The organism is uncultured Turicibacter sp., from assembly GCF_938044715.1.
GTDB classification, from domain to species: domain Bacteria; phylum Bacillota_I; class Bacilli_A; order MOL361; family Turicibacteraceae; genus Turicibacter; species Turicibacter sanguinis.
The window spans coordinates 1-3,033 of the sequence record NZ_CALIOS010000131.1 but is presented as its reverse complement, the minus strand read 5'-3'; the positions used below and the strand labels follow the sequence as shown (position 1 = coordinate 3,033).

Annotated in this window: 2 protein-coding genes and 1 pseudogene; 2 read left to right on the top strand and 1 reads right to left on the bottom strand. The window is 34.0% G+C overall.

Annotation, left to right across the window (positions count from 1 at the left end):
* The first annotated feature begins 410 nt into the window (after nucleotides 1–410).
* Both QWC74_RS12525 and QWC74_RS12520 read left to right on the top strand, forming a co-directional pair.
* A pseudogene (locus QWC74_RS12525) lies at nucleotides 411–1,223 on the top strand (M28 family peptidase).
* Between the two features lie 279 nt (nucleotides 1,224–1,502).
* Nucleotides 1,503–2,048, top strand: a complete 546-nt coding sequence (locus tag QWC74_RS12520; RefSeq protein ID WP_006785741.1) for a hypothetical protein — start codon at nucleotides 1,503–1,505, stop codon at nucleotides 2,046–2,048.
* Nucleotides 2,049–2,206: 158 nt separating this feature from the next.
* Here the strand turns inward: QWC74_RS12520 and QWC74_RS12515 are convergent, their stop codons facing one another.
* Nucleotides 2,207–2,758 (bottom strand): DUF3793 family protein, encoded by a 552-nt coding sequence (locus QWC74_RS12515; protein WP_006785740.1) that lies wholly within the window; start codon nucleotides 2,756–2,758, stop codon nucleotides 2,207–2,209.
* Between the last annotated feature and the right edge of the window lie 275 nt (nucleotides 2,759–3,033).

The following is a 3,033-nucleotide window of genomic DNA, read 5'->3' as shown; positions in this document are numbered from 1 at the left end:
CTGCTCCTCTTGTCACGAGCAGTGGATTCATACTTGCAAATAAAGTCGATGGACGAATCATTGCATCTAACGTAATATAACCAAACGTGATGATAAAAATGATATTAAATAACATCATTAACGCTCTTTTATTTTTTTAATTCTGTCATGCGATATTTCCTTTTTAAAAGCGCATAGTCTTCTTAAAAACACGTTAAGATTATACCACGAGTAAACACAAAAATTAGAAAAAAACAGTAATAATAAATATGTAATTATTAGGATAACAAATTTATGATTCTGTCAGTTACTTTTCAGATTATAAAACCTCAAAATACTTTGTATTTGAAATATTTCGATTAACAAGGTAATTAAATTTTGTTAAATTAAGAAGGAAGCAAATCTAAATGTCGAATCTTTAAGGGGGACTTATGTTTAAAACGAATAAACGACTTACTTTTCTAATTCTTATTATAGTTGTCACAATATCTGCTTGGATCGGGTTTGAATCACTGAATCCAGCCACACCAAACTACGATGATTTATCAAAGGTCAATGTAACCAATCAGATGAATCATATTCAAGAAATCGCAAAAGAACCACATTCTATTTATGATATCGAAGCGAAAGAAAACGTGAGAAATTATCTGATCTCACAACTAGAAGCATTCGGACTCCAACCCACACTTTACGAATATGAGGATGTTTATGTTGAGCGCAGTGATAGTTACGAAGACTTGCAAAATATTTATGCAACACTTGAAGGACAATCTGATTCGTATATTATGCTCGTGACACACTACGATAGGTCTCGTGCTAAACCAGAACGATATGCTGAAATGGATGGTTCACGCGGTGCTACCGATGTAAGATATGGCCTTTCAACCATTCTTGAAACAGTACGTGTGATCTAAGAAATGAACACTCCAATGATTAATGGAATTAAAATCCTCTTCACCGATGGCGAAGAATATGGATTACTTGGAGCTAAGCAAGCGGTCAATGAATCAGAAATTTTTGAAGGGGTTCGCTACCTGATCAATATTGAAGCACGTGGTACAAAAGGTCCTGCCGTCATGTTTGAAACAAGTCCTAACAACGCTGCTATTATGGATCTATTTAAAAAAAGTGAGCATCCTTTTTCGTATTCAATCACACCAGAAATTTATCGTTTACTTCCAAATGGGTCGGACTTCACTATTTTCTTACAACATGATTTGCCTGGCATTAACATCAGTGTGTGAGATGGTCTTGAAAATTATCATACACCCAATGATAATCCAGATCATTTAAGTGATGCTTCCCTTCAGCATTATGGAGATCACGTCTTGCCGATTGTAAAAGCTTTTGTTTAGGACGAAACTTATTCGGACGCAAACGCCCTAACTGCCTCACATGATTCTATTTTCTTCACGTTTGGAACGGCATTTATTAACTACTCCAAAACACTCAACTATCTTTTAATCATTGTAATCTTCGCTTTAATTATCTTCTTATTTAAAAAACTTCAGATACAAAAGCAGATGACAGTCTTTAAATATACGTTTTTAAATGCTGGCTTCACGATTTTAATGATGGGTTTATCCTATTTATTAACACGTTTTATTGCGGTGTTAAATGGGCGTCCATTTAAACTGACGTACTTACCACTTATGAAACATGAAGATTTTATCTTCGTTAGCGTGATTATCGTGACCTTTATCACGCACTTCTTAGTCATTAAAAAAATGACACATCGATTCAAAGAATCCTCAGAATTTTTACTTGGATTACTTGTCTTGCTTCTTATCTTGTCTTTGATTATCACCTTTACATTCCCAGGAGCGAGTTACTTAACCGTTTGTCCAGCCTTTTTAATCGCTATCTGTGCTTTTATTAAGACGTTATTAAATGGGAACTGGTATAGCTCTTATTTACTATTTATTCCAATTCCATTTATTATTATCTTATTTATTCCAACCATTTATCTATTTAATGCCGCTTTAACTCTTGGAGGCTTAGTCGCTAATATGCTATTGATTATGATTGCCTTTATTTCAATTCTCTCAAGTTTAAGTGCTATTGATTAATTTGAACCAAAAAGGGGCGCACCTCTGTCGTGCCACCTTTTTTGATATGATATGAATGAATTCTCAAGCGTTTGACATCCCTCCCACATGATCAATGGATTTTATTGTTCTCTGTGCGTTTTCTGTTTCGCTCTCCTCATTGTTAACACATTTAGCTATTAAACGGATACAATCAATTGATTAATTGATCGTCCCATTAAGTATAATTTCAAATAGATTTCTCGGCACTTTGTAAACTGACCAAATAATCGTTTCGCTTTTTGTTCATCCCCATAGACCTTCCAATAACCACAACATTTACAATTCGAGCCACAGTTCGTAATAAAACCTAACACATCTTCAATTGGATATCCTAAAAACACCCCAATTTCATGAGGAAATTCATCAGATGATGATAAACGTTGCTTTAACCTATTCAAAAGATCCGGAATCGTCGCTTGATGATGATACCCCAATTCCGTTAATAATTGTCGGGTTCTCACCTCTTTTAACTCTTCTAATAATTGATTCTTTCGATACACATAAAGAAGAACGGTTTGACAACTTTCTCGAAGAACATCAAGATAAAGGCCCTTTTCATTTAATTCTCGATTGAGAAGGATTAGCTCTTCTGTTAATTGTTCCTTACTTTTAAATTTATAATTAAACATATTAGCCGTTTTTAACCCGGCTAATGTAGGCGCTGCATGCTCAATTAATGTCCTTTTCATTTTTTCACCTCATTTTTAATGCATTTATTAGTATATTCAAATCTACTCTCTTTAACAGAACGGATGAATGGTGGGTATACCACCTCAAGTTAGCATATGCTAACTAATTGTTAAAAATAAAAGCAGGTTTTAACTGTTTCCTCAAGTTAGCTTATGCTAACTTTTGATTTAAACATAGCATATCTGAAATCATCTTACAATATTTATAATCACCTCTAACTAAATAACCAAATATAGTGATGAACTCCACCATTAGTTTCACTTGAACTTGCCTC